Genomic DNA, 21,504 nt, shown 5'->3' on the forward strand with positions numbered 1-21,504 from the left:
AGCCCTCCCCTGGCTGGTCATTCGAAATGTGGCAGGTAGCTGTCGACACCGTCGTACACCAGGGTCAGGACCCGGGTGCCGGTGGGCAGCTCGTGGGCCAGCTCGGCGATGGCCACGAGGTTGGCCGCCGAGGACAACCCCAGGCTGATGGCGTCGGTGCGCATGGTGTGGCGCACCCGCTCCAGGCAGGCGGCCTTGGAGACCTTGAGCATGCCGTCCAGCACGCCGAGGTTGAGGATGCGCGGCACCAACCCGATGGACAGGCCCTGGATCTCATGCGGGGCGTGACGGTCGTTGAGCAGGTCGCACTGCTCCGGTTCGACGCCGAATACCCGCAGGTGTGGCCAGCGTGCCTTGAGGGTCTCCCCCAGGCCGGTGATGTGCCCACCAGTGCCGATGCCGGCCACCAGGCAATCCAGCGGCCGGTCGTCGAAGTCCCGGAGGATTTCCTGCGCAGTGGTGCGCCGGTGGATCTCCGGGTTGGCCGGGTTGCGCTGCTGGTTGAGCATCACGTAGCCGGGGTTCTCCAGCTGCAGCTCCATGGCCTTCTCGCCGTGGGAGTTGTTGCCACGGCGACTGTCGGAGAGCACCACCTCGGCGCCGTACAACCGCAGCAGCTTCTGCTTCTCGGGGCTGTAGTTGTCGGGGATGACCAGCACCACGCGGTAGCCGAGCAGGTTGCCGGCCATGGCCAGGCCGATGCCGGTGTTGCCGCCGCTGGGTTCGATGATGGTCTGCCCGCTGCCGGGCACCAGGATGCCGCGCGCCTCGGCGTCACGGACCATGGCCAGGGCGATGCGGGCCTTGTGGCTGCCACCCGGGTTGAGGGACTCCAGCTTGGCGTAGACCTCCAGACCGGTTTCGGCACTGAAGGCAGCGAGGCGGACGATGGGTGTCTCGCCGATAGCCTGAAGCAGCGATTCGTGGATCATCTCGGTCCCTCAGTACAGCGGCATGTCGTGGTCGACATCCCGGGCCCAGGCCTTGATGCCGCCTTGCAGCACCCGCAAGCCGGTGAAGCCGGCACTGAGCAGCAGCTGGGCGGCGCGCTCGGCACGCGTGCCGCCGTAGCAGACGATGCACAGCGGGCGTTCGCGATCGAGCTCAGCGAGGCGAGCCTCCAGCTCGCCCAGGGGCAGGTTGAGGCTGCCGGGCAGGCGGCACACCTCCAGCTCGTTCGGCTCGCGCACATCGAGCAGTTGCAGCTTCTCGCCCCGGGCCAGGCTCAGCTGCAGTTCGCGCGGGCTGACGAAGAAGTCGGCGGGCAGGGTCGACTCGCTCATCTGGCTGGAGGCACAGACCACCGGCTCCTCCACCTGCAGCTCGCGGTCGGTACGACTTGGCGAGCAGGTGGGGCAGTCCGCACGGCGCTTGAAGCGGATTTCGGAGAACTTCATCGACAGCGCGTCGAAGCGCATCAGGCGGCCCACCAGGGGTTCGCCGATGCCGAGGATGAGCTTGATGGCCTCGGTGGCCTGGATCAGCCCGACCACGCCCGGCAGTACGCCGATGACGCCGCCGGCATTGCAGTTGGGCGCGAGTTCGGCAGGTGGGCTCTTGGGAAACAGGCAGCGGTAGCAGGGGCCGTCCTGGTGGTTGAACACGCTCATCTGCCCGTCGAAGCGATGCAGGGCGCCGTACACCAGCGGCCGGCGCAGCAGCACGCAGGCATCGTTGAGCAGATAGCGGGTGCCGAAGTTGTCGGTGCCATCCACCACCAGGTCGTAGTCCCCAACGAGGCGCATGGCGTTGTCGGGGGTGATGGCGCAGTCGTGGGCGTGGATCTGGATGCCGGGGTTGAGGTCCTCCAGGCGGCGCCGGGCGGACTCCACCTTCGGCAAGCCGAGGGTGGAAGTGCCATGCACCACCTGGCGCTGCAGGTTGCTGCTTTCCACCCGGTCGAAATCCACCAGCCCCAGGGTGCCGACGCCGGCTGCCGCGAGGTAGAGGCTCACCGGGGAGCCCAGGCCACCAGTGCCGACTACCAGCACGCGGGACTTCTTCAGTCGCAGCTGGCCCTGGCGCCCGACGTCCGGCAGGGTGATGTGGCGCACGTAGCGCCGCACTTCGTCGTTGCTCAGCTCGTCGACATCCAGCCCGCCGGAGGTGGCGAGCATGATGTCCAGCTCGACGCCCGGGGCCAGTTCGCTGTCCACGTCCACCAGTTCGCCGTTGGCGGTGAGCAGGAAGTGCTCCTTGATCTGGGCGTTGCCGTAGAACAGGTGCTCGCGCAGGGCGGCATGCTGCTCGCAGATGCCCTCCACCAGTTCGCGCACCGTCCGGCCTTCGCCTTCCACCCGCGCGGCGGGCAACTTGGCGACCCGCGCCAGTACGTCGGGGAAGATCACCACATTCATAGCCAAACTCCTTTTCTTGCAGGTCGTTATGGGTTGCCGGGGAATTCCCGGCTGCAGACGAATCCTTCGCCGTTCCATTCGAATAGCTTGGCGCCCATCGCCTCGCCGGCGCGGACGTCCACCACGAGGTAGGTCACGGGGTGGATGGGCTGTCCCATGAACAGCGCCTTGTCCTCGTCCTCACGGCTGAAATAGGCCCCGACGTCCGGGTGGGAGTGGTAGATGACGCGCACCGGGTTGTCCCCGCGCAGGCTGCGGTTGAGCAGCAGCGTGTCAGCGACGGCGAAGGTGTAGCCGTTGGCGGCACTGCGCCGGTACACCTCGGGGCTGCGCTCGTTGAGCTGGTTCTGGATGTTCTCGCCACGGTGCACCCGGGCATCGGCGAACACGAAGCCACAGCACTCTTCGGGGTAGGTCTCGGCGGCATGGCGGTAGATGGCGCCGAGGACCTCGGCGCTGAAGACGTCCTGGTCAGCCATGGGTCAGTCCTTCTTCGCCAGGAACTTTTCCATGGGCACCTTGGTGATGGCGAAGCCGATCAACAGCAGCGAGGAATAGAACGCCAGGTCACGGGAGATGGTGTGGCCTTCGTACCAGGCCCCGATGATCACCGCGAACACCGGGAAGATGATGAAGACGAAGGACAGGATTACCGGGTTGAGGCGCTTGAGCAGGAAGAAGTACACGATGAAGCCCCCCACCGACGCGCACAGCCCCAGGTAGGCCAGCGCCCCCCAGGAACGACCGCTGATGGCGCCGAAATCCGGCTGCTCCACGCCCAGCCCCACGAGGAACAGCATCAGGCCGGCCAGGCCGATGGGCAGGGTGTTGTAGGTGATGACGCTGATCTCCGCGCCTTTCTTCTTGGTCACCACGTAGCACAGCGCATGCATCACGGCCGCCGCGAGGATGGCCAGTACGCCGACGGCCTCGGAGTGTTCCAGACTCAGCCCCTGCCCGCGCAGGATCATGAACAGGCTGCCGAAACCGATGGCGATGCCCACCACCTGGGAGAGGTAGATGCGCTCCTGCAGGAACAGCGAGGAGAAGATCAGGATGAACACCGGCATGCAGCTGAACAGCAGCGCGGTGAGCCCGGAGGAGACGTGGGTCTCCCCGTAGTTGAGCAGGTAGTACGGCACGCTGAAATAGCACAGGGTGACGAACACGAAGAAGCCGAAGCTGCCCCGGGGGAAAAAGATCGAGTCGCCACGGATCAGGGCGAAGCAGAGGAACAGCGGGAAGGCGATGAGGAAGCGCAGGCCGGAAGCGGTGAGCGGTGGCACGGTTTCCACGGCGATCTTGATGCCCAGCCAGGTGGTGCCCCAGCTGAGGCACACGGTCAGGAACAGCAGGCTGGTGACCAATGCCCCCAGCCATTGCTTCCTGGATTTGCTGGTGTTTTCAATTACCGCGGACATTGGCATGATGACAATCCTTCGTAGCTGCTAAATTGACCCCTAAAATCCAGGTATCAATCACTGATTGACACGGCTCAATCAGGCTATTAGGACGAAAAATGGCTGTCAAACCAATTATTGACACGGTGTCAATCCTGAAAGACGCACTGAATTCCGGGCAGGGCGCCAAGTACAAGCGCCTCGCCGGAGCGATGGAGATCAGGATCCTGGAAGGGACGATCGAAGGCGGCTCCAAGCTGCCGCCCCACCGCAACCTGGCGGACCGGCTGGGGGTCACCATCGGCACGGTGAGCCGCGCCTATGCCGAGCTGGAGCGAATGGGGCTGGTGGTGGCGCGGGTCGGCGACGGCACCTTCGTGCGGCGTCGCGGCCTGGAGCGCAAGCGCGACGAGGGCTTCCGCAACTTCATCGAGGAGGCGCCGGAGCTGTACGACATGAGCCGGAACATGCACATCCCCGGCCCTGAAACCGCCTTCCTCGCCCAGAGCCTGATGGACCTGGCGCGGGACCCGCAGACCCTGCGGGAACTGGCGCTCTATACGCCGGACGCCGGCTTGCCGCGCTACCGCCAGGCGGGCGCGCACTGGCTCGGCCACGGCGACTTCCAGCCCCAGGCGGACCAGGTGCTGTGCGTGAACGGTGGCCAGCACGGGCTGCTCTGCACCCTGATGGCACTGGTGCGGGCCGGGGACACCATCGTCACCGAGCAGCTCACCTACCCCGGACTGATCACCGTGGCGCGCATGCTCGGCATCAAGCTGCTGGGCGTGGACATGGACGAGGAAGGGCTGGTCCCGGAATCCCTCGACGAGCTGTGCCGCAGCAACCGGGTGTCGGCGCTGTACTGCACGCCGACCATCCAGAACCCCACCACGGCGGTGCTCTCACCGCAGCGGCGGGAGACCATCGCGCGGCTGTGCCGCGAGCACAACCTGCTGATCATCGAGGACGAGGCCCACGCCGTGCTGGTGGAGGACCGCCCGCCGCCGATGACCCACTACGCGCCGGAGCGCTGCATACTCATCAGCAGCCTGAGCAAGGCGGTGGCGGCCGGGCTGCGGGTGGGCTACCTGCATGCACCGACCACGCTGGTCAGCCGCATCGCCGCCGCGTTGCGCGCCACCTGCTGGATGGCCACGCCCCTGGCGCTGGAGCTGTCCACCCAATGGATCGAAAACGGTACGGCGAGCAAGTTGCTGCACCAGCAGATCGCCGAGATCGGCCGGCGCAAGGCGCTCGTGGAAGGCTTGCTGGACGGGCTGCAGTACCGCACCCACCCGCAGAGTCCGCACTTCTGGATCGAGGTGCCGGAGGCCTGGCGCGCCTCCGACGTGGAGGCCGACCTGAAGCTGCGCAACTACCTGATCACCGCCGCCGAGACCTTCGCCGTCGGCCGGGCGGCAGTGCCCCAGTACGTACGGGCCAGCGTCAGCAATGCCTCCACCAGCGACCAGTTGCTGTACGACGGTTTCCTCGCCCTCGCCAGCACCCTGCGCCACGGGGCGGAACGTTTCGAAGCCTGATCAGCGCCAGTGGCGCTGCTGAACCTTGCGGGCGCGGCCGACACCGGCCAGGCGCCCCAGGCCCAGCGCCAGGCTCTCCAGCAGCCAGGCCAGGAGGAAGGCGCAGGCCAGGCCCCAGCCGATGGCCTCGGGCACCAGCAGCACCTGGTAGCTGTAGGCATTGGCGGTCTCCAGCAACAGCTCGCGGTCGGCCCCGCTCAGCACGTGCCAGGTGCGTGCGTACCAGGCCCCCTGCATGGCCTGCCATTCCCGCTGCAGCAAGGCATCGCGGTTGACCAGGGTGGCGACGCTGTCGGCGTCGCTGCGCATCACCGGGTCGTCGCTCTGGCGGTAATGCGCCACCAGGGCGTCCAGGTTGCCGTCGAAGAAGCGCTTGGCCGTCTCACGGAACCCGGCCAGGGCACGCTCGGCTTCCAGTCGGTGGGCCTCCACGCGCTTGGCGTAGTCATCGACGAATCCGGGAATCTGCACGCCGACCAGCAGCCCCAGGGTGAACAGCACCAGCCTCAGGTAGCTCCTCAGCATCGCCCCTCTCCTCTCAGGTCTGGCCCGAGGCCAGGCATTCGCCGCGTCGCCACAGGGCCCAGGCCCCCGGCTGGTAGCGCGTCCAGGTTTCGTTGTCGGTGAGCGGCTCGGTGGCGATCACCGTCACCACGTCGTCCGGGGTGGTCTCGGCCTGGAAGTCCACCGTCAGGTCGGCGTCCTTCAACCGCGCCGGGCCGAAGGGCGCACGGCGGGTGATGTGGGCCAGCTTGGTGGAGCAGAAGCAGAACAGCCAGTCACCGTCGCTGACCAGGGCATTGAACACACCCCGGGTGCGGTACTCGGAACAGGCCTGCACCAGCACCGGCAGCAACACCTCCACCGGCACCGGCTCCGGGAAGCCCTGGCGCACCCGGTTGAGCAGGTCGCAGAAGGCCGCCTCGCTGTCGGTATCGCCCACTGGGCGGTAGAAGCTGGGAACGGGCTGGAAGTCGGCCAGTTGGCCGTTGTGGGCGAAGCACCAGTTACGCCCCCAGAGCTCCCGCACGAAGGGGTGGGTGTTGGCCAGGCAGACCTTGCCGACGTTGGCCTGGCGGATATGGCCGATGACGGTCTCGCTCTTGATCGGGTAGCGCTGCACCAGGCGCGCCACCTCGGAATCGACGCTGGCCGACGGGTCCTGGAACAGGCGCAGCCCCCGCCCCTCGTAGAAGCCGATGCCCCAACCGTCACGGTGGGGCCCCGTGCCGCCGCCACGCTGCATCAGGCCGGTGAAGCTGAATACGATGTCGGTGGGGACGTTGGCACTCATGCCGAGCAGTTCGCACATGGATCAAGGCTCTCGTTTCATGGCCCGCCGCAACAGATCGGCTTCCCGTTCCAGGCGCGCCTGGAGCGCAGTGCGCCCCAGGGGCAGGAAACGGGTCAGCGCTCGCCACAACAGGCCCGCCAGGTCACCCCGGCGTCTTGGAATCAGGTGGAGGTGCAGGTGGGGCACGTGCTGGTTCGCATCCGGCCCGTCGTTCACCAGCATGTTGATGCCCTGTTCGCCAAGGCCAGCCCGGCGCATCGCCGCCATCAGCTCATCGGCCAGGGGCAGCAGGCGCGCGCGGGCGCTCTCGGGCAGGTCATGGAGATACGGCGCATGCTGCCGGGCGACCACCAAGACGTGGGCCGGGCGCAGGGGGAAGATATCCAGCAGCACCAGGAAATCCGCTTCCTCGTGCAGCACATGAGCCGGCGCATGGCCACCGGCGATGGCGCAGAACACGCAATCCATCGGGCACTCCCTGGCGAATGAAAGGGTCCTGCTGCGTGGCTAGAGGCGCGGTTCGATCCGCAGGCGGCGGTCGCCACGGGCATCGGTGCGGGTGTCGAAGCGGGCATCCCCCTCGCGCTCCATCAACTGGCGCAGGGTGGGCTCCTCGTCGTCCACGGGCTCCTCGGCCGGCCGCTCGCGGGCCGCACGGCGAGCCTTGATCGCCCGCTCGATGGGCCAGCGGATGGCCACGAAGACCAGGTACAGCACGAAGCCGATCATGCCGTACATGGCCAGGTCGGAAACCGCCTTCCAGGCGTTGTTGCCCACCTTGAACACCATGTCCAGCGCCGTCACCGCCACGGCGGGGGCGTACAGGTCGCGACCCGGGTCCACCGGCGTCGGGGTCAGCAGCAGCACCGCCACCACCAGGCGCACCGGCTCACGCAGCCAGCGCCACATCCAGCCAGTCGCACGGAAGCACACCAGCAGGCAGCCAAGGGCCGCCACGGCGTAGGCACCCCAGGCAAGTAGGTAGTCGTGTTCGTTCATTGGCTTCCGTGGCATGGCGGGCAAAGGGGCGCTTATGATAGCGACTTTTCCCCGCTCCGGCGTCCCCCCGCCGTCGCCCGCCGCACCCGAGAGGACCTCATGTCACACGCCCCCATCGCCCGAGCCCAGGATGGCGCCGATCCCTACCGCTGGCTGGAAGAACGCGACGCCCCCGAGGTGCTGGATTACCTGAAGGCCGAGAACGCCTGGCTGGACGAGCAACTGGCCGACCAGGCCGACCTGCGCGAGCGCCTGTTCCAGGAAATCCGCGGCCGCATCCGCGAGACCGACCTGTCCCTCGCCACGCCCTGGGGTCCCTACCTTTATTACCAGCGCACCACTGCCGGCGATGAATACCCGCGCCACTACCGCTGCGCGCGCCCACAGGACGGCTCGCTGGACATCGACCCGGCCACCGAGCAGTTACTACTGGACCCGAACGCGCTGGCGGACGGCGGCTTCCTCTCGGTCGGCGCCTTCAGCGTCAGCCCCGACCACCGCCTGCTGGCCTACAGCCTCGACACCAGCGGCGACGAGGTCTATCAGCTGTTCGTCTGCGACCTCGTGGACGGCACCCTGCATGCCCTCCCCTTCGAGGACTGCGACGGCAGCATGACCTGGGCCAACGACAGCCGCACGCTGTTCTTCGGCGAGCTGGACGAGACCCACCGCCCCTTCCGCCTGCACCGTTACCGCCTGGGCGAGGCCCATGCTGAACAGGTCTTCGAGGAACCGGACGGGCGCTTTTTCCTCGGCTGCCACCGCGCCAGCTCCGAGCGTCAGTTGCTGCTGGACCTGTCCAGCAAGACCACCAGCGAAACCTGGGTGCTGGACGCCGGGACGCCCGATGCCGACTTCCGCTGCATTGCCCCCCGCGAGGAAGGTCACGAGTACTACGTCGACCACGGCCAGGTCGACGGACGCTGGTGCTGGCTGATCCGCAGCAACCAGGCCGGCATCAACTTCGCCCTCTACCTGGCGGAGGAGGCGGACCCGAGCCGCGAGCACTGGCAGGAGCGTATCCCTCACGCCCCGGAGCGCATGCTGGAGGACCTCAGCCTCAACAGCAGTGCCCTCACCCTCAGCCTGCGCGAAGGCGGCCTGCCGGTGATCGAAGTGCACCCTGCCGGCGGCACCGCCTACCGCGTGCAACTGCCGGATGCGGCCTACAGCCTCTACGTGCAGGACAGCCTGGAGTTCGACAGCCCGGTGATCCGCCTGCGCTACGAAGCCCTCAACCGCCCCGCCCAGGTCCGCGAACTGCGCCTGGCCGACGGCGAGCAGCGGGTGCTCAAGCAGACGCCGGTGGAAGGTCCGTTCGACGCCGATGCCTACGTCAGCCAGCGCCTCTGGGCCACGGCAGCGGATGGCACGCGCATCCCCATCAGCCTGGTCGCCCGCCGCGAAACCCTGGGCCGCCCGGCGCCGCTCTACCTCTATGGCTACGGCGCCTACGGTGCGAGCCTCGACCCCTGGTTCTCCCATGCCCGTCTGAGTTTGCTGGACCGTGGCTTCGTCTTCGCCATCGCCCACGTACGCGGCGGCGGTGAGCTGGGCGAAGCCTGGTACCGCGCCGGCAAGCTGGAGCACAAGGCCAACACCTTCGGCGACTTCATCGCCTGCGCCGAGCACCTGCTGGCGGAGGGCCTGACAACCCGCGAACAGCTGGTCATCAGCGGTGGCAGCGCCGGCGGACTGCTGATCGGCGCCGTGCTCAACCAACGTCCGGAGCTGTTCGCAGCGGCCATCGCCGAAGTGCCCTTCGTCGACGTGCTCAACACCATGCAGAACCCCGACCTGCCGCTCACCGTCACCGAGTACGACGAGTGGGGCGACCCGAACCATCCCGAGGTGTTCGAGCGCATCCGCAGCTATGCCCCCTACGAGAACGTGAAGCCCCAGGCCTACCCGGCGCTGCTGGTGGTGGCCGGCTACAACGACTCGCGGGTGCAGTACTGGGAAGCCGCCAAATGGGTGGCGAAGCTGCGGGCGACCCGCACCGACGACCACCTGCTGCTGCTCAAGACCGATCTCGGTGCGGGTCACGGCGGTATGAGCGGGCGCTACCAGGCGCTGCGCGACGTCGCCCTGGAATACGCCTTCCTGTTCAAGGTGCTGGGGCTGGCTGCTGCGTGAAGGTCCAGCGCCTGCTGTTCATCTGCGGCCAGAATCGGCTGCGCAGCCCCACCGCCGAGCAGCTGTTCGCCAGCTGGCCCGGCGTGGAAACCGACTCGGCCGGCCTGAAGGCCGAAGCGGAGACTCCGGTAACGCCCGAGGCCCTGGCCTGGGCGGACCTGATCCTGGTGATGGAGAGCAGCCATCGGCGCAAGCTGGCCGCACGCTTCCCCGCCGCGCTCAAGGGCAAGCGCGTGGTCAGCCTGGATATCCCCGACGAGTACGACTACATGGACCCGGCCCTGGTGGCGCTGCTCCAGGCCCGGGTACCGCCGCTGCTGCGCTAGGGCGCCGGCTTCTTCTCGCCGTTGCCCAGCCCCTTGCTGTTGCGGTCGAGCTGTTCCTGCAGCAGCGGAATGCGTTCGTCACGCGGGTCTGCCTGGCGCGTGGTCGGCGGGTTCACCAGCAACGGCGGACTGCCCGGCGGGGCGGCAGACGGAAAGCTCGGCGGACTGGGCTGGGAATAGGGCTGCGGCGTGGCGGTACCGGGCGAACCGGGTGCCGGCGTGCCGGGCGAGCGCAACAAGGGCGGCTGCTGGGCCTGGGCGGCGCAACTGATCGCGACCAGCGCGGAAAATGCGAGCACAATGGCGCGCTTCATCTGGACCTCCTGCCTTTCGGCATCGACGCCCCCAGTCTAACGGCCAGCTCACGGCTGCCCGACCACTCCGACGGAATGCCCCATGACCAACAACGACATACTGCGCAGCCTGCGCTACCTGCTGGACATCAGCGACGCCCGGGTGATGGAGATCATCGGCCTGGCCGACCAGGAAGTGAGCCTGCAGGAAGTGGCGGCCTGGCTGGCCCGCGAAGATGAGGAGGGCTACCACGCCTGCAGCGACCGGCGCCTGGCCGGCTTTCTCGACGGGCTGGTCTACGCCATGCGCGGCAAGGACGAGAGCCGCCCGCCCTTCCCCCTCGAACTGCCGATGAGCAACAACCAGGTGCTGAAGAAGCTGCGCGTGGCCCTGGAGCTGCGCGAGGACGACATCCTCGACATCCTCCGCGAAGCCGACCTGCCCATGACCCGTGCCGAGGTGGGGGCGCTGTTCCGCAAGAAGGACCACAAGAACTACCGCCCCTGCGGCGACCAGGTGCTGCGCAACTTCCTCCGCGGCCTCACCGCCCGACAGCGGCCTACACAGGGCTGAGAACCTTCATCGGCGCGTCTAGAATTCATCGGCCGGCCACCGGAACCTTGCCGTAACGGCGCCAGTCACACCCCTCGATGACCTCAAGGAGTAGCCGATGAAAATCCTCATGGTGCTGACCTCGCATGACCGCCTGGGCGATACCGGCCAGCCAACCGGCTTCTGGCTGGAAGAGTTCGCCGCGCCCTATTTCGCCTTCCGTGATGCCGGGGCCGAGGTGGTGCTGGCCTCTCCCCGGGGCGGCCAACCGCCGCTGGATCCGAAGAGCGACGACCCGGCCGCGCAGACCGAAGCCACCCACCGCTTCCGCAGCGACCCGCAGGCCCAGCAGGCGCTGGCCAACACCCTGCCGCTGGCGGGACTGGTCTCGGCCGACTACGACGCCCTCTTCTACCCCGGCGGCCATGGCCCGCTTTGGGACCTGGTGGACGATCCCTTCTCCATCCGCCTGATCGAAGACCTGCACAGCGCCGGCAAGCCGGTGGCGGCGGTGTGCCACGCCCCTGCCGTACTGAAGAATGCCCGCGCCGCCGATGGCAACCCGCTGGTGCAGGGCTGCGCGGTGACTGGCTTCTCCAACTCCGAAGAAGCGGCGGTGGGCCTCACCGAGGTGGTGCCCTTCCTGGTGGAGGACATGCTCCGCGACCTCGGCGCCTACTACTCCAAGGTGGCCGACTGGCAACCCCATGTGGTCGCCGACGGCCACCTGATCACCGGGCAGAACCCAGCCTCCTCGGAGCCCACCGCCGCTGCGTTGTTGCAGCTGCTCGGGGAGTGAAGTCACGCCCGGTGAGCTGGCTTCAGCCACCTCGTCCGGGCGGATCTCAAACACCTCGCGAGCAGAGTTCGCTCCCACAGACCAGCGTGTCTTCGGTCGGGGCGTCGGGTGGATGGCGCTTTTTCCATCCACCAATGACGTTCGCCGAGAACCCACATGGTGGACCGATGAAGCGCACTCCACCCTACGTCCTGGCAAGGATCACCTTTGCCGTCATGAGAAATCAGAAGCCCTATCTGACCTCGCGTCGCCACAGAAAATTGACATGGGATCTCCTGCGGAATGCACGAAGGGACAGGCCGTAGGGTGGGCTTCAGCCCACCACATCCAGGCGGATCCCAGGCGCTTCGCGAGCAGAGCTCGCTCCCACGGAGTGCGCGAAGGGGCGAGCTGTAGGGGTCAGAAGAACCGGGTGATGCTGATCTTGGCGTTGCGCCCCTGGCTATAGGCAGCATCGCCGCTGAGGTTGGCGCGGTAGAAGCGGTTGAAGACGTTGTCCACGGTGAAATTCACCTTGGTGCCCTTCAGGTCGCCACTCTGGGGTGCCCATTCGGCGAACAGCCGATGGACGTCGTAGCTGTCGTTTTCAAAGTTGTCCCAGACGGTTTCGCCGGAGACGTTGTAGAGGTCGCCGGGCACACGGTCGGTCTTGCGCACGAACTCGCCCTGCCAGCCGACCTGGGTGGCGATCTCGGGAATCTTCACTCCGACCATGGCCACCCATTTGGGGGCTGGTACATCACGGGCCCAGACATCAGGCCCCCAGGGATTGCTGTAGGCCCCTTGGTGCTTACCGCTGACCCAGGAGTAGGACAGGCTGCCGAACATCCGCGAGCTGTCGTAGTAGGCCTCGAACTCCGCGCCCTTGAGGGTCACGCCGTCCAGGTTGCGGTAGTTGGGCAAGGGCAGTAGCGCCGCGCATTTCGCGGAGATGCTCCCGCCTTCGATGGCCTGGCGCTCGCAGGCGATGCTGCGCAGCTTGAAGATCTCGTCCTCGATCTTGTGGTGGAACAGCGTCGTACGGACCTGCAGAGCGTCATTGGCGGCGATCAGGTCACCGAAGCTGAGGACGCTGCCGACCCGCACGCCACGGATGCGCTCGGGGTCCAGGCCACGGCTGGTGCCACCGATGGTGGTGCTGTTCTGCAGCTCGTACTGCTCGTCGATCACCGGGGCACGCCAGGTCTTGGCGTAGTCGGCGAACAACCCGACGTTGTCGTTCACCCGCCAGAACACGGACAGGCGAGGCGACCAGCCGGAATACTCCTGGGCGCTGTAGTCATGCCCGAGGGCGGCGTTGTTGTAGACCGACGCGAGGTTCTCCTTGCCCTGGTTGCGCACGGCATCGAAGCGCATGGAGGGGGTGATGGTCACGTCGCCGAGGGTGATGGCGTCCTGCACGTAGGCGCTGCGGGTGGTCTGCTCGCCACGGGGCATGAAGTACGGCTGGAACCAACCGTAGTTGTAGCGCGCGACGTTGTAGGTACTGCCCGGCAGGTACATCAGCACGTCGCGGTTGTGGTGGTGCCAGGCGAGACCGGTGGTGAGCTCGTGCTCGAGGGCCGCCGTGGAGAATCGGCTGATGTTGCGCAGCTCCACCACCTTGTCCTGGTAGTCGGTGCGGATCCACTTGCCACCCGAGGTCAGGGAGTAGTTCGCGCCAGCACGGCGTTCATCGGTCTGTTCGGTTTCCGAGTAGGAGGCCTTCAGCTCCAGGTCGATCCAGGGGTTGTCCAGCGGCTGGTAGGTGTACTTGCCGGCCCAGGTGGTATCCACCACCTCGCGATCGGCGAGATTGCGGCGCATGGCGTTCTCCAGGCCGCCGTAGAGGTCGACGCTGTACTTGCTGGGCAGGTAGAAGCTCGCGGCGCTGAAGGGGCCGAACTGCTCGGTGACCGAGCGCATGTAGGTCAGGCCGAAGCCGTGCTCCTCGTTGGGCCGGAAGTTGCCCTTGAGCAGCACGCCGTCCAGCTTCTGGTCGGTGTGCGGGTAGCGCTCCGGGTACTCGTAGCCCGGTTCGATCTGGATGTGGTCGGCCAGTTTCATGTCGCGGCCGTCGCGGGTGGTGAGGTAGGCCAGGCCGTCTGCACGACCGTCCTCGGTGCGGCCGTAGACCGCGCCGCTGTAGATCTTCTGCTGGTCGTTGCTGTGGTAGCCGTACTTGAGCATGGCGCCGACGTCACGGCCATCCTCCAGCAGGTCGGGGGCGTCCTTGGTCTCCATGTGGACGGTGCCGCCGAAACCGCCGTTGCCGGTGAAGACCGAATAAGGTCCCTTCTCCACCTCGATGCGCTTGATCAGCTCCGGCTCGATGAACACGGTGCCCTGCTGGTAGCGCTCGAAGCCGCTCTTGGAGGCCCCGTCGAGGGTGAAGGGCACGTCCTCGGCATCGCCCAGGCCCCAGATGTTCACGGTCTGGCCGCCGGGCTTGGCCGATCCGCCCATGGTCACCCCGGGCAGGGTCTGCAGCAGGCTCGGCACGTTGTCCGCCTGCTGCCGCTCGATCTCCTTGCGGGTCAGGGTGGAGCGCCCGACGCTGCTGGAGTCGACGCTGGTGCCGTTACCCACCACGGTCTGAGCATCCAGTTGGAGGGCGTTGTCGGCACTCGCCTGCTGCACACGACGCCGCACCACGAACCCATCCCCCGCTTCCACCAGCTCCAGCCCCGTCCCCGAGAGCAACCGCTCCAGGGCCAGACGCGGGCTGTAGCGCCCCTTCAACGCCGGCGCACGTACATCGCGCAGCTGGGCTTCATCGAACAGCACCTGCAGTTGCCCCTGCTGGGCAAGGCTGGTCAGGGCGCTAGCCATGGGTTGGGCCGGCAGGTCGAAGTCGTGGTCCTGGGCCAGTGCCGAGGCGCTGGCCAGCCAGGTCGCCAGGGCGCTACCGGCAACGAGCCGGCGCAGGACGAAGCGGGTGGTACGGGTGTTCATGCAGGTCTCCCCTTGTGCTGCAGGACCGCCACGGCAGCTGGCGGTTACCGGGAGGAAGACGCACAGACGAGAAAAACCCACATATGCGAATGAAAAATATTTTTATTTGTAGCGAATCAGCCAGGCCTTTAGCGCGGATGGATCAACGCCCGCCCATCCGCCAGGTGCTCGACCTGGACCGGCAGCAGCTGCGGCAAGGCAGCGAGGAAGGCATCCGGGTTGGCGAGGTTGAGGCTGCCGGAGACACGCCGCTGGGCCAGTCTCGGGTCCGCCAGGTCCACCGGGGCCGGGCGATAGCGCGACACTTCGTCGAGCAGCTGCGCCAGGGGGCGGTCCCGGAAGACCAGTTGCCCTCGACGCCAGCTGGCGATCTCCTCGGGCCGGCGGTGGCCTTGTTCGAGGGTGGCGGTGCGGTAGTCGTAGTCGAGGCTGTCCCCTGTCAGCAGTTCCAGCGGCTGCGCCGTTCCTGAATGCGGCTCGACGGCCACGTGACCACTCTCCACTGCCACATCGAGCCGCTGCTCGCCGCGTCTCACGCTAAAGCGGGTGCCCAGTACCCGCACCCGTCCGTCTCCGGCGGTGACATCGAAGGGACGGGACTCATCACGGGCAACGGCGAAGAAGGCTTCGCCTTCCAGCAGGTCCACCTCCCGGTGGTCGTCATACAGGCGAACGCGCAGGCGCGTGGCACGGTTGAGGTCGATGCGGGTGCCGTCGGCCAGGGTCACCTGCTGCGTGGCGCTAAGGGGGCTGGCGAAGGTCTCGTCGACCTCGGGCCCACCCCGGGAAACCAACACCAGGGCGCAGGCCACCAGCAAGGACGCAGCGGCAGCCAGGGGCAGGCGCCAGCGCCGTGGGCGCAGGGGCACCAACGGTGCTGACAGACTCGGACGCGGTACGCGATCGAGTTCTGCCCAGATCTGCTGCATCTCGGAAAAGGCGCGGGCATGCGCAGGGCTGGCGGCCAGCCAGGCCTGCAACTCGGCTTCGTCCTGCGTGCTGAACTGGCTACCGGAGCGCCGCGCCTGCCAGGTCGCGGCCTGCTCGTCGATCGAGGGGCGTGCTTCCATCCACGTGTTCTCATTCATGGCACGTCCTCCTGTCCCGCATCGAGCAGGCGCTGCCTGCAATGCAGGAGGGCACAGGCGACGTGCTTCTCCACCATGCTGAGGGAAATCCCCATGCGCTCGGCGACTTCGGCCTGGGAAAGCCCGTCGAACTTGTGCAGGACGAAGGCCTCCCGCCGGCGCGGCGGCAGATCATCCAGCGCCCGGGCCAGGTGATGCAAGCGCTGGTGTTGCTCGGCCTTGTCCTGGGGGCCTGGGGCGGCATGCTCGAACAGCGCCTCATCGTGCCCGACCGGGGCCGGCTCCGTCCCTCCCCTCACCTGCTGGCGTCGCCAGTGGTCGCGCAGGAGGTTGCGAGCGATCTGGAACAGGAAGGCGCGGGGCTGCGCCACACGGGCGCGATCGCGGGAGCCCAGCCACTGGGCGAAGGCGTCCTGGGCGAGATCGGCCGCATCGGCCTGGCTGCCCAGGCGCTTGCCGAGGAACTTCAGCAGTTCGGCATGGAAGGCCCGGTAGGCGCCCGAGACGGTGCCACGGAACTGCTCATCCATGGCGGGCTTTCCCACCGGCCAGACCTGACTTCACGACACCCCCGACTGCAGGTGCTTCCCGCCTGCTCAAGGCTGACAGATAACGGAAAGCAACAAATGAGAATGCATATCATTAGATGTCAGACTGTTCCCGGCGTCAAGATCAGCCCCCCCCCGAAACGAAAAACCGCGGCCGAGGCCGCGGTTTTCGAAGAGCACCGATCAGTGCGCGAGGAGTGAGCCCCCGGTCTTGCCGGCGAGCTTCTCGGGCTTGATCAGGAAGCGGGCCAAGGCCGGCAGCAGCCAGAGCGCGCCGAACATGTTGACGATGAACATGAAGGTCAGCATCAGGCCCATGTCGGCCTGGAACTTGATCGCCGAGAACATCCAGGTTGCCACGCCGATGGCCAGGCACAGGCCGGTGAAGAGCACGGCTTTGCCGGTGGACTTCAGCGTCTGGTAGTAGGCCTCCTGCAGGGTCAGGCCGGCGCGCAGGAAGCTTTCCAGGCGGCTGTAGATGTAGATGCCGTAGTCGACACCGATACCCACGCCCAGTGCCACCACGGGCAGCGTCGCCACTTTCACGCCGATGCCGAGGAAGGCCATCAGGGCATTGCCCAGCACCGAGGTGAGGATCAGCGGGATGACGATGCAGATGGTCGCCGGGATCGAGCGGAAGGTGATCAGGCACATGGCCGCGACGCAGATGTACACCAGGATCAGGATGGTCAGCTCGGTCTGGGCGATCACCTCGTTGGTGGCCGCTTCGATACCGGCGTTACCGGCGGCGAGCAGGAACTCCAGCCCGTCCTTGTTGTGCTCCTGGGCGAAGCCCTGGACCGCCTTGACCGCGCGCTGCAGGGTCTCGGCCTTGTGGTCGTTGAGGAACACCAGCACCGGTGCGAGGGAGCAGTCGGTGTTGTACAGGCCGTCGGCGCGGCTGATGGAGTTGTTCAGCACGTCCTGGTTGCGGGAGAGGGTTTCCCACTTCAGGTTGCCTTCGTTCATCCCTTTGATCACCTGCTTGGAGACGGTGACCATGGAGATGGCGGACTGCACGCCCTGGGTGTTCTCCATCGTCCACATCAGCTCGTCGATGGGGGCCAGCGCCTCGTGGGTGGAGCACCCTTCAGGCTTGGTCTTGACCATCACCACGAGCACGTCGGAGCTGGTGGAGTAGTTGCTGATGATGAAGTTGTTGTCCTTGTTGTAGCGCGAGTCCGGACGCAGCTCCGGCGCGCCCTGGTCGAGGTCGCCGATCTTCAGGTGCTTGCCGTACCAGAGGCCGCCGCCGAAGGCCATGATGGCGATGACCACGGAGATGGGCGCCACGGTGGGGTGCGCGAAGTTGGACAGCAGGCGCCAGAACGGGTGCTCGCGGGTCGCGTCCTTCTTGCTGCGGTCGATGGCCTTCTTGCTGATGCCGACATAGGAGATGGCGACCGGCAGCAGGATCAGGTTGGTGAAGACGATCACCGCCACGCCGATGGAAGCGCCGATGGCCAGCTCGCGGATCACGCCGATGTCGATGATCAGCAGGGTGATGAAGCCCACGGCGTCAGCCAGGATGGCGATCATCCCCGGCAGGAACAGCTGGCGGAAGGTGCGCCGGGCCGCGGTCAGGGCGTTGTCGGCGTCGCTGGATTGCAGGGCGATGCCGTTGATCTTCTGCACGCCGTGGGAGATGCCGATGGCGAAGATCAGGAATGGCACCAGCATGGAGTACGGGTCGAGTCCGAAGCCCACCGAGTGCATCAGGCCCAGTTGCCAGATCACCGCCACCAGGGTGGTGGAGAGCACGGCGATGGTGCTGCGGATACACCAGGTGAACCAGTAGAGCAGCACCAGGGTGGTGAGGAAGGCGATGCCGAAGAAGGCCACGACCATGATCAGGCCGTCGATCAGGTCGCCGACCTTCTTGGCGAAGCCGACGATGTGCACCTGGACGTTCGGGTTCTGGGCCTGGTACTTGTCGCGGATCTTCTCTTCCAGCTCATGGGAGAACTGACGGTAGTCGAGCTTCAGCAGCTTGCCCTGGTCGTTCGGGTCCGGGTAGGACTCGAGCAGCGGCACGTCGATGATGCTGGACTTGAAGTTGTTGGCCACCAGGCGGCCGATCTGGCCGGACTTGAGCACGTTGTTGCGCAGCTCTTCCAGGCTGTCGGCGGAACCGTCATAGGTCTGCGGGATGACCTCGCCGCCGGCGAAGCCTTCCTCGGTCACTTCGGTCCAGCGAACGCTGGGGCTCCACAGGGACTTCAGACCGGAACGGTCGACGCCGGGAATGTAGAAGACCTCATCATGGATCTGGCGCAGGGTCTCCATGTAGTCCTTGCTGAAGATGTCCCCGTCCTTGGCTTCCACCGAGATGCGCACGGTGTTACCCAGGTTCGCCAGGTCGTTGCGGTGCTCCATCATCTTCTGGATGAAGGGGTGGTGCAGCGGAATCATCTTCTCGAAGCTGGTGGACGGGCGCACCTGGGTGGCCTGCCAGAAGAGGAAGATGCTGACCAGCAGGCAGATGACGATCACCGCCGGCCGGTTATTGAAGATCAGGCGCTCCAGGAAGGTCGCCTTGTCCTGGTGATGGTTACTCATCGAAACTCCCCCACCTTGTTATTGTTGGCCCAGCTCGGCGCCAGTCGGCGAGGCGACACGCGCCCCACCCTGTCCCACCAGGATCAGGTTGCCCTTGCTGTCGACCGTGGCACTGGCCAGCGACAGACGATCGGCGCGGTTGACCACGCTGAAGGTGCGACCGGCATCGGTGCTCTTCAGGACGCTGCCGCCATGACCGACCACCAGCAGGGTGCCGTCGTCGAGCAGGGTGCCGCCGGAAAGACCGAACTCCAGGGTGCCGCCACGGGCGTTCTTGAGCGGGATGGTTTCCCAGGTCGTGCCGAAATCGGCGGAGCGGAACAGGTGGCCACGCAGGCCGTAGGCGATCACGACGCCGGGCTCTGCGGTACCGGACACGCCGAACAGCGAGCCCTCGTAGGGCCCTTCGAGGCGTTCCCAGGTCTGGCCCCAGTCGGGGGAGCGGAACATGCTGCCCATCTCGCCGACGATGAACAGGCCGGAGTCCTTCACCGCCGCGATGGCATTGATGTGGTACTGGTCTTCGTTGTCGAGGCGGTCGCTGACGTCTTCCCAGTTCTTGCCACCGTCCTCGGTGGCCAGCAGGGCGCCGTAGGAGCCAACGGCGAAGCCGGTGCTGGCGTCCTTGAACCAGACGTCCAGGAGCGGGGCTTCACGCTGCAGGTCTTCGAACTGGAGTGTCCAGGTCGCCCCGCCATCCTCACTGGCGAGAATCTGCGCGTCGTGGCCGACGGCCCAGCCCTTCTTGTCATCGACGAAGTAGACGGCGGTCAGCATCTGCCGGGTCGGCACCTTGGCCTGGGTCCAGCTCGTGCCGTCGTCGTCGGAATAGAGAATATGGCCACGATCCCCCACGGCAACCAGGCGCTTGCCGGCGTGGGCGACGTCCAGCAGCAGGCTGGTGATGGCCTTGGGTGATTCGATGGAGTAGACCGGTGCTGCCTCGGCGGCATGCACGGTGGGCACCATGGCGGAAGTCAGGATGGACAGCACACTGAACAGCGAGAGCGCTTTGGCCAGCGGCGAGTGGAAGCGGAACGCCGGCTGGGCGGAATGACGCGCGCCACGACCGGACTGGGTGCGCCGCATGACGGGCTCACTCATACACCTTTCCCCCTTATTGTTATAGGTGGTCCTGCCCCTCAGGCAGGCGACTAATGCTATCCAGCTTTGGAAAGCGCTGACAATCGGCGGGACGTTATGTTTTGTTAAGCCAAACCCGCGTGATTGAGCCCTTATCAGGGCCTCTGATGAATGAAAAAGGCCGCTACCAGAGTAGCGGCCTTTTTCTGTCCTGCGAATCGATCAGCGAGTACCGCGACGACGCAGGGCAGACGGCTTGAAGTAGCCGTCATCCGGGACCGGCTGGGTGAAGTCGATGGTGCTCGACTCCTCGTTGTCGAGGTTCTGCACGTGGTAGCGGCGGGCCTGCAGATCATGGAACACGTCCAGCGCGGACCAGGTGGTCGGCAGGTCGTAGTAGTTCTTCAGGTAGGCCACCGAGACACGCCACAGCTCACCGCGACCGTCGTACTGGTCGACCACGGCGGCTTGCCAGCTGTCCTCGTCGAGGAACAGGGTGCGCTTGGAGTAGATGTGGCGGGCGCCCGACTTCAGGGTGCCTTCCACGACCCACACGCGGTGCAGTTCGTTACGGGTGACGGCCGGGTTCAGGTGGCCGGGCTTCAGCAGGTCCTTGTACTTAACCTCAGGGCTGGAGACCTTGTAGTTGTTGTACGGGATATAGATTTCCTTCTTGCCCACCAGCTTCCAGTCGTAGCGATCCGGCGCACCGTTGAACATGTCGGTGTCGTCGGCGGTACGCAGGCCGTCGGCGGCAGCGATGGGGGTGTCGTAGGCCAGGTTCGGCGCGCGGCGAACGCGACGCTGGCCGGCGTTGTAGCCCCAGGCCTGACGCGGCTCCTTCACCTGGTCCAGGGTCTCGTGTACCAGCACGGCGCCGCCCGCCAGGCGAGCCGGGCTCTTGGTGAAGGACAGGTAGTAGAACAGGATGTTGTTCAGGTCAGCGTACGAACCCTTCGGGTTGTAGTACTTGAACAGGGCTTCCTGCTGCGAGGTCACCAGGGAGTAGTCGCCATTGCGCTGCACGGCCACTTCGGAAGCGCGACGCACGATGTAGGAACCACGGTAGCGAACGATGTGGTTCCACAGGGCCTCGACGCCGTTCTGCGGGATCGGGAACGGAATGCCGCCATAGGCATCGGCAAAGCCGTTGCCGCCATCCAGCAGCTTGGCGGTGGTGGCGTTCTTCACGGTGTTGTCATAGACCCACTGCGGCGCGGAGCCGGAGCGACGGGTCGGGTAGACCGGCATCTGGAAGGTGTCCGGGTAAGCATTGAACAGGGCGATCTGACCGGGGGTCAGGTTGGCCTTGTACTGGTCCAGATTGGCCTTGGTGATGGTGAACAGCGGCTTGTCGCCCGGGAACGGATCGACATGGTGCTGACCCGGCTTGTAGCCGGCTGGGGCCTGGGTGATGCCACCGGTCCACTCGGGAATGGTGCCAGCCGCGTTACCGGCCTTCTCGGCACCGAAGGGGGTCAGGCTGGTGCCCAGCTTGGCGGCTTCCTGGGCGGACACTGCCGCCAGCGCGCTACCGGCGGACAGTGCGAACGCAACTGCCGCGCCAATCAGCGAAAGCTTTTTCAGCATG

At 66.3% G+C, this 21,504-nt stretch carries 20 protein-coding genes; 5 read left to right on the forward strand and 15 right to left on the reverse strand.

The annotated features are described in order from the left end of the window. Positions 1-17 precede the first annotated feature (17 nt). From BM198_RS05455 to BM198_RS05465, 4 genes are read right to left on the reverse strand one after another with little or no spacing between them, the layout of a single operon-like run. The gene (locus BM198_RS05455; RefSeq protein WP_074968399.1) at positions 18-932 is read right to left on the reverse strand and encodes a PLP-dependent cysteine synthase family protein; all 915 of its coding nucleotides are present in this window, start codon (positions 930-932) and stop codon (positions 18-20) included. A 9-nt stretch (positions 933-941) separates the two neighbouring features. Continuing rightward, positions 942-2,357: a molybdopterin-synthase adenylyltransferase MoeB gene (gene moeB, locus BM198_RS05460; protein WP_373323461.1), complete on the reverse strand. Its 1,416-nt coding sequence runs from the start codon at positions 2,355-2,357 to the stop codon at positions 942-944. A 26-nt stretch (positions 2,358-2,383) separates the two neighbouring features. Further along, a complete protein-coding gene (locus tag BM198_RS30750; protein WP_044408514.1) occupies positions 2,384-2,836 on the reverse strand; it encodes a M67 family metallopeptidase in 453 nt (150 codons plus the stop codon). A gap of 3 nt (positions 2,837-2,839) precedes the next feature. After that, entirely contained in the window at positions 2,840-3,778 is a 939-nt protein-coding gene (locus tag BM198_RS05465) for a DMT family transporter (RefSeq protein WP_044408517.1), read from the reverse strand. 98 nt (positions 3,779-3,876) lie between these two features. Here BM198_RS05465 and BM198_RS05470 point away from each other — a divergent pair, with 98 nt between their 5' ends. Further along, positions 3,877-5,301, forward strand: coding sequence for an aminotransferase-like domain-containing protein (locus tag BM198_RS05470; protein ID WP_044408520.1), 1,425 nt, complete (start codon positions 3,877-3,879; stop codon positions 5,299-5,301). Here the strand turns inward: BM198_RS05470 and BM198_RS05475 are convergent, their stop codons facing one another. The 4 genes from BM198_RS05475 to BM198_RS05490 are packed head-to-tail and all read right to left on the reverse strand — an operon-like array spanning position 5,302 to position 7,594. After that, a complete protein-coding gene (locus BM198_RS05475) occupies positions 5,302-5,826 on the reverse strand; it encodes a DUF2937 family protein (protein WP_074968404.1) in 525 nt (174 codons plus the stop codon). 13 nt (positions 5,827-5,839) lie between these two features. After that, on the reverse strand, positions 5,840-6,613 hold the full coding sequence (locus tag BM198_RS05480) for a class II glutamine amidotransferase (protein ID WP_074968406.1): 774 nt from the start codon (positions 6,611-6,613) through the stop codon (positions 5,840-5,842). A gap of 3 nt (positions 6,614-6,616) precedes the next feature. After that, a complete protein-coding gene (locus BM198_RS05485; RefSeq protein WP_069561767.1) occupies positions 6,617-7,063 on the reverse strand; it encodes an HIT family protein in 447 nt (148 codons plus the stop codon). Positions 7,064-7,102: 39 nt separating this feature from the next. Further along, entirely contained in the window at positions 7,103-7,594 is a 492-nt protein-coding gene (locus BM198_RS05490; RefSeq protein WP_044408532.1) for a hypothetical protein, read from the reverse strand. Between the two features lie 99 nt (positions 7,595-7,693). Between BM198_RS05490 and BM198_RS05495 the strand changes: the two genes are divergently transcribed. Beyond that, complete coding sequence (locus tag BM198_RS05495; RefSeq protein WP_074968408.1) at positions 7,694-9,730, forward strand: S9 family peptidase; 2,037 nt, start codon at positions 7,694-7,696, stop codon at positions 9,728-9,730. Continuing rightward, the gene (locus BM198_RS05500) at positions 9,727-10,056 is read left to right on the forward strand and encodes a low molecular weight protein tyrosine phosphatase family protein (protein WP_074968410.1); all 330 of its coding nucleotides are present in this window, start codon (positions 9,727-9,729) and stop codon (positions 10,054-10,056) included. Before BM198_RS05495 ends, BM198_RS05500 begins: the two co-directional genes overlap by 4 nt. Here the strand turns inward: BM198_RS05500 and BM198_RS05505 are convergent. Next, entirely contained in the window at positions 10,053-10,370 is a 318-nt protein-coding gene (locus BM198_RS05505; protein WP_044408541.1) for a hypothetical protein, read from the reverse strand. The genes BM198_RS05500 and BM198_RS05505 overlap by 4 nt on opposite strands. Before the next feature lie 82 nt (positions 10,371-10,452). Between BM198_RS05505 and BM198_RS05510 the strand changes: the two genes are divergently transcribed. Both BM198_RS05510 and BM198_RS05515 read left to right on the forward strand, forming a co-directional pair. Next, entirely contained in the window at positions 10,453-10,923 is a 471-nt protein-coding gene (locus tag BM198_RS05510; protein ID WP_074968412.1) for a YehS family protein, read from the forward strand. A 97-nt stretch (positions 10,924-11,020) separates the two neighbouring features. After that, complete coding sequence (locus BM198_RS05515; RefSeq protein WP_074968414.1) at positions 11,021-11,701, forward strand: type 1 glutamine amidotransferase domain-containing protein; 681 nt, start codon at positions 11,021-11,023, stop codon at positions 11,699-11,701. A 399-nt stretch (positions 11,702-12,100) separates the two neighbouring features. On the opposite strand, the gene BM198_RS05520 is transcribed toward BM198_RS05515, so the two are convergent. The 6 genes from BM198_RS05520 to BM198_RS05545 form a co-directional block, all read right to left on the reverse strand. Then, on the reverse strand, positions 12,101-14,635 hold the full coding sequence (locus BM198_RS05520; RefSeq protein ID WP_074968416.1) for a TonB-dependent receptor: 2,535 nt from the start codon (positions 14,633-14,635) through the stop codon (positions 12,101-12,103). A 128-nt stretch (positions 14,636-14,763) separates the two neighbouring features. Then, complete coding sequence (locus tag BM198_RS05525; protein WP_074968418.1) at positions 14,764-15,723, reverse strand: FecR family protein; 960 nt, start codon at positions 15,721-15,723, stop codon at positions 14,764-14,766. Continuing rightward, the gene (locus BM198_RS05530; RefSeq protein ID WP_074968420.1) at positions 15,720-16,253 is read right to left on the reverse strand and encodes a sigma-70 family RNA polymerase sigma factor; all 534 of its coding nucleotides are present in this window, start codon (positions 16,251-16,253) and stop codon (positions 15,720-15,722) included. Before BM198_RS05530 ends, BM198_RS05525 begins: the two co-directional genes overlap by 4 nt. A 201-nt stretch (positions 16,254-16,454) precedes the next feature. After that, a complete protein-coding gene (locus tag BM198_RS05535; RefSeq protein ID WP_044408553.1) occupies positions 16,455-18,830 on the reverse strand; it encodes an efflux RND transporter permease subunit in 2,376 nt (791 codons plus the stop codon). An 18-nt stretch (positions 18,831-18,848) separates the two neighbouring features. Further along, positions 18,849-19,934: a WD40/YVTN/BNR-like repeat-containing protein gene (locus BM198_RS05540; protein WP_074968422.1), complete on the reverse strand. Its 1,086-nt coding sequence runs from the start codon at positions 19,932-19,934 to the stop codon at positions 18,849-18,851. Between the two features lie 201 nt (positions 19,935-20,135). Continuing rightward, positions 20,136-21,503 carry a DUF1329 domain-containing protein gene (locus tag BM198_RS05545; RefSeq protein WP_074968424.1) on the reverse strand — a complete coding sequence of 456 codons (1,368 nt, stop codon included), beginning with the start codon at positions 21,501-21,503 and terminating at the stop codon, positions 20,136-20,138. Position 21,504: the final 1 nt, after the last annotated feature.

The sequence above is a fragment of the Metapseudomonas otitidis genome (assembly GCF_900111835.1).
GTDB lineage: Bacteria > Pseudomonadota > Gammaproteobacteria > Pseudomonadales > Pseudomonadaceae > Metapseudomonas > Metapseudomonas otitidis.